Origin of the sequence: Methylobacterium sp. J-030 (assembly GCF_022829545.1) — a bacterium.
GTDB lineage: Bacteria > Pseudomonadota > Alphaproteobacteria > Rhizobiales > Beijerinckiaceae > Methylobacterium.
In genome coordinates this window covers 1-4,394 of sequence record NZ_JAKSYM010000060.1, presented here as the reverse complement: position 1 = coordinate 4,394, position 4,394 = coordinate 1, and the positions used below count along the sequence as shown (strand labels likewise).

Genomic DNA, 4,394 nt, shown 5'->3' with positions numbered 1-4,394 from the left:
GTCGGACGGATATTCTCGCCCGTTCTTCGCCCGGAAGCAGACGTGCAGCCCGGCTTCGCCGCCAGTGTAAGCTTGTCCCGAACAGCTTCAGCTACGCATTCGCCGGATCTGCGTCTCCACGCGCATTGCGCCGGATGACTTGCGGCGGCTGCCCAAACGCTTGGAGGAAGGCGCGGCGCATCCGATTGCGATCCGCGAAGCCGGTCTGGTCGGCAACGGCGTCGATGGGATGTCGGCTGCGCTCCATCAACACCCGCGCGGCCTCGACGCGAAGGTTCTCGACCGCCTTGGCCGGCGACTGGCCGGTCTCGGCATGGAAGACGCGGCTGAACTGGCGCGGGCTGAGATGGGCGGCCTCCGCCAACTCCTCGACCGACAGCGGACGGTGGAGGTTCTGCTTGGCGTAGGTCAAGGCCGCCTGGATGCGGTCCGACTTCGCGTCGAGGTCGAGCAGCGTCGAGAACTGCGACTGGCCCCCCGCCCGGCGATGGTAGAGCACGAGCTTCTTGGCGATCTCCTTCGCCACCTCGTGGCCGATATCCGCCTCGATCAAGGCGAGCGCGAGGTCGATGCCGGCGCTCATGCCCGCCGATGTCCAGATCGGGCCGTCGTTGATGAAAATGCGGTCCGTGTCGGCCGAGCACTTCGGGAATTGGGTCTGTAGCTCCCGCGCGTGCATCCAGTGCGTCGTGACCCGCCGTCCGTCGAGCAGGCCGGCCTCGCCGAGGACGAAGGCCCCTGTGCAGATGGCGGCAACGCGCCGGGCGTTTGCGGCCGCGCGCTGAACGAGCGCGACGAGGCCAGGCGTCGACGGTTGCACGAAGGTGCCGCCGCCGATGACGAGGGTGTCGAAGGGCGTCTCGCCGAATGCCTCCGTTTCCACGTTCATGCCGACCGAGGTGCTGACAGGACCTCCAAGCTCAGAGATGAAATGGATGTCGTAGGTCGCCTCGGCCGCCGCGAGATTGGCGACCTCGAAGGCCGGCACGGCCGCCAGCGCCATCATCGAATAGCCCGGATAGACGACGAAGCCGATGCGCTGCACGCCCATCTCCCGTGACCTAAATTGACGCAACTATGACATTTGCGCCGCGTCCGGGCAACGGTAGCTTCCTCCCATCGAACGCCACCAACCGGTGGCGCAAAGAAAGAGGAGAGCGACGATGACCACTCAATCCACTAAGGGCCTCGCTGTCGTGACCGGCGCATCTGCCGGCATCGGCGCGGTTTACGCCGACCGCCTCGCCAAGCGGGGGTATGACCTCCTGCTGGTCGCCCGCAAAGGGGAGCGCCTGCAGGCGCTGGCCGACCGCCTGACCCACGAAACGGGGCGCAAGGTCGAGCCGTTCACGGCTGACCTGGGCCGCAAGGACGATCTCGCGCGCCTGGAAACTCGCCTGCGGGAAGACGCGAGCATCACCCTGCTCGTTAACAACGCCGGCATCGGCTCCGTCGCCTCGATCCTTCAGGCCGACGTGGAGACGATGGACGCGATGATCCAGCTCAACATCACCGCGCTGACCCGCCTGACCTACGCGGTCGCGCCGGCTTTCGTGGGGCGCGGATCGGGGATCATCATTAACATCTCCTCCGTCGTCGGCATCGCGGTCGAGATGCTCAACGGCGTCTACAGCGCCTCGAAGTCCTATGTCCTCAGCTTCGGTCACTCGCTGCAGAAGGACCTCGCGGACAAGGGCGTGCGCGTCCAGACCGTGCTGCCCGGCGCGACGGCCACCGAGTTCTGGGATGTCGCAGGATACGCGGCGCAGAAGACGTCGGCGATCACCATGTCGGCAGCCGATCTGGTCGACGCGGCCCTGGCCGGACTCGACCAGGGCGAACTCGTCACCATCCCTGGCCTGCAGGATGTGTCCGACTGGACGCGCTGGGATGAGGTTCGCCGGGCCATGGCCGCCAAGTTCGGCAACGCCAAGCCGTCGGCGCGCTACGGGCTCGCGACGGCGAACGCGGCCTGAGCCTGGAGGCCCTCCATGCCGTACCTTCAGCTCGACGTCATCGGCCCGCATTCCGTGGCCTCCAAGAAGCGCCTCGCGGCAGAGATGAGCCGGACCTATGCGGAGATGATGTCGGTCGACATCAGGCGGATCAGCGTCGCCATCCGCGAACTTGGCGAGGGCGGCGTGTGGCGGATACCGGAGGCCGGCGGCGAGCCGGTGCCGGTCTCCGTCATGATGCTGGACATCCGCAAGGGACGCTCGGCCGAGTTGCGGATGGAGGTCGCCAAGGCGCTGTGCGCCCACTGCGTCGAGATCCTCGGTCTGAGCGAGGATCGCCTTAACGTGGAGTTCACCCAGCATGCCGGCGACGAGATGTATCATCCGACGCTCGGGGGCTACAGCCCCGAGTGGTCGCCGGACGAGCGGTGACCGGCATCGCGCACCACTCCGGGCGCAGCAGACGCCCGTTCTCGACCTCCACCTCGGTCGCCCGTCACAGCCGGCCGAGTTCCAGCAATCGAGATTTGCACCACCGTAGCCCAGGGAGCACCACATGCCACTCGCCCGGATCGATCTCGCCAAGGGCAAGTCCGCCGAGTACCGCCGAACAATCGGCGAGGTCGTCTACGACGCCATGCTCGAAGCCCTGAACGTTCCCAAGGATGACCGTTTCCAGGTCATCAACGAGCACGAGCCGGAGAACTTCGTCATCGATCCGAGCTACCTCGGCATTCAGCGTACGGGCGACTGCATCGTCATCCAGCTTACACTCAATGCGGGGCGCGGGATCGAGCAGAAGCGGAGCTTCTACAAGGCAGTGGCGGATGGCCTGCACGAGCGCCTGGGTCTCCGCCGAGAGGACGTATTCGTCAGCCTCGTCGAGGTCGCCAAGGAGAACTGGTCCTTCGGCAATGGCGAGGCCCAGTACGCGACCTGATCGAAGTTCGCGGACGCGTGCTGGTGGCGATGCGCTCTAAGTCGCCACCAGTAGCACGCCCGCGGTCGCGAGCGGCATCCCCAAGGCGCGCTTGGCCGTCATCGGTTCGCCGAGGACCAGAACGCCGAGGACCGCGCCGCCGACGATGAACATGCCGTAGACCGGCACGACGATGCTCGCCGGTCCGAGCGAGAGGCCCTTGAACAGGGATCCAACAGCAACGGTCAGAGCCGTGCCGGCGGCGTAGGCGTATATCGCGCCGGGCTTCAGGAAGTCGGCGCCTGTCTTCCCGGCGAACGATCCACCAAGCCAAGCGTTCAGCACGGCGGCGACGGCGACCATCGAGGTCGCGATGGCCAAGACCGCGAAGGCGTTCAGATCGCCCGTGCGGGTCGCAAGCTTCACCATCAGTGTCACGGTCGAGTAGCCGACCATGCCGAGGACGGCCCAGGCCAGGTAGTGCATCGGTCAGACCGTCACGCCGGCATGTCGGAAGGCTTCGATCTTCTCGGGAGAGAAGCCCTGCCGCCATTCGGTCTCACGCCCCGGCTCGGGCAGGATGCGGCCGAACTCGACCATCTGCTCGGCCGCAATTTCTTGAACGTAGACCCAGATGTCTTCAGCCCCCACCCCCGCGATGTCGTGGATGCGGCCCCTGATACCCTCCAGCAATCTGCACTTCTGTTCCGCGCTGCGACCGGCGCGGATCAGGCCATGCACGTAGATGTGAGGGATGGAGTTTGGCCGACCACCAATGAAATGTGCCGCCGGAGGCGCAGCGTCGAAGAAAATCTGCGCGAAGTACCCCGGCGCTCCAGTGCTGTCACTATGAGTTTCGGTAATTGCGCTGGCGATCCGCTGCCGCTGGTTGTCATCGAGGCTGAGGTTGGCGGTTCTGACTGTGTAGGTCGGCATCGGTCAGCCCCGCATCGGTCGTTGGCTCAATTGCCCTGGCACGATATCAGCATATGCTGATAATACTGTAAAGCTGTCGTGTCTGGAGCGTGAGATGAAGCGTATGACGGCGAGCGAGCCTTGCCACTGCAACCTGATACGAAAGGCAGCCCGGCGGGTCTCGGCCATCTATGACCAGGAATTGGCGGGCAGCGGACTGCGCATCACGCAATACGCCCTGTTGGCCGAGATCGAGCTGGCCGGCCCCATCTCGATCACCCATCTCGCCGCCATCATGGTGATGGAGCGCAACGGGCTCGGCCACACCTTGCGGCTGTTGGAGAGAGATGGCCTTCTCGTCACCGTCACGGGCAATGATCGGCGAAGCCGCACGGTGTCTTTGACGGAGCTTGGCCAACGGCGGCTGGCTGACCTTCATTCTCGCTGGCAACGCGCTCAACGGCGGGTCGAAGCCACGGGCTTGATGAACGCCATCCGACAGCCGCTTGCATCGTTCGTAGCGCGGAACATCACGGTCTCGTAGCTCTACGCTGCGTCTGCTTTCGGCGCCTGCGCCTCGAAAGCAGAACTTCGCAAAACCACCC

7 protein-coding genes are annotated in these 4,394 nt (G+C 65.2%); 4 read left to right on the top strand and 3 right to left on the bottom strand.

All coding sequences use genetic code 11. The annotated features are described in order from the left end of the window. Positions 1-91 precede the first annotated feature (91 nt). Entirely contained in the window at positions 92-1,045 is a 954-nt protein-coding gene (locus MKK75_RS02770) for a GlxA family transcriptional regulator (protein ID WP_244041102.1), read from the bottom strand. A gap of 118 nt (positions 1,046-1,163) precedes the next feature. Between MKK75_RS02770 and MKK75_RS02765 the strand changes: the two genes are divergently transcribed. From MKK75_RS02765 to MKK75_RS02755, 3 genes are all read left to right on the top strand, one after another. Next, positions 1,164-1,976, top strand: coding sequence for an SDR family NAD(P)-dependent oxidoreductase (locus MKK75_RS02765; RefSeq protein WP_244041101.1), 813 nt, complete (start codon positions 1,164-1,166; stop codon positions 1,974-1,976). Positions 1,977-1,991: 15 nt separating this feature from the next. Beyond that, positions 1,992-2,387 (top strand): tautomerase family protein, encoded by a 396-nt coding sequence (locus MKK75_RS02760; RefSeq protein ID WP_244041100.1) that lies wholly within the window; start codon positions 1,992-1,994, stop codon positions 2,385-2,387. 124 nt (positions 2,388-2,511) lie between these two features. Next, a complete protein-coding gene (locus MKK75_RS02755) occupies positions 2,512-2,895 on the top strand; it encodes a tautomerase family protein (protein ID WP_244041099.1) in 384 nt (127 codons plus the stop codon). A gap of 36 nt (positions 2,896-2,931) precedes the next feature. On the opposite strand, the gene MKK75_RS02750 is transcribed toward MKK75_RS02755, so the two are convergent. Both MKK75_RS02750 and MKK75_RS02745 read right to left on the bottom strand, forming a co-directional pair. After that, positions 2,932-3,360, bottom strand: coding sequence for an EamA family transporter (locus MKK75_RS02750; RefSeq protein ID WP_244041098.1), 429 nt, complete (start codon positions 3,358-3,360; stop codon positions 2,932-2,934). A 3-nt stretch (positions 3,361-3,363) separates the two neighbouring features. Next, on the bottom strand, positions 3,364-3,810 hold the full coding sequence (locus tag MKK75_RS02745) for a tautomerase family protein (protein WP_244041097.1): 447 nt from the start codon (positions 3,808-3,810) through the stop codon (positions 3,364-3,366). A 94-nt stretch (positions 3,811-3,904) separates the two neighbouring features. Between MKK75_RS02745 and MKK75_RS02740 the strand changes: the two genes are divergently transcribed. Further along, entirely contained in the window at positions 3,905-4,333 is a 429-nt protein-coding gene (locus MKK75_RS02740; RefSeq protein WP_244041096.1) for a MarR family winged helix-turn-helix transcriptional regulator, read from the top strand. The last annotated feature ends 61 nt before the right edge of the window (positions 4,334-4,394 follow it).

Bases quoted from the DNA above. Each gene is read 5' to 3' on its own strand.
- MKK75_RS02765 (WP_244041101.1), top strand. From the start codon at position 1,164: ATGACCACTCAATCCACTAAGGGCCTCGCTGTCGTGACCGGCGCATCT.
- MKK75_RS02760 (WP_244041100.1), top strand. From the start codon at position 1,992: ATGCCGTACCTTCAGCTCGACGTCATCGGCCCGCATTCCGTGGCCTCC.
- MKK75_RS02755 (WP_244041099.1), top strand. From the start codon at position 2,512: ATGCCACTCGCCCGGATCGATCTCGCCAAGGGCAAGTCCGCCGAGTAC.
- MKK75_RS02750 (WP_244041098.1), bottom strand. From the start codon at position 3,360: ATGCACTACCTGGCCTGGGCCGTCCTCGGCATGGTCGGCTACTCGACC.
- MKK75_RS02745 (WP_244041097.1), bottom strand. From the start codon at position 3,810: ATGCCGACCTACACAGTCAGAACCGCCAACCTCAGCCTCGATGACAAC.
- MKK75_RS02740 (WP_244041096.1), top strand. From the start codon at position 3,905: ATGAAGCGTATGACGGCGAGCGAGCCTTGCCACTGCAACCTGATACGA.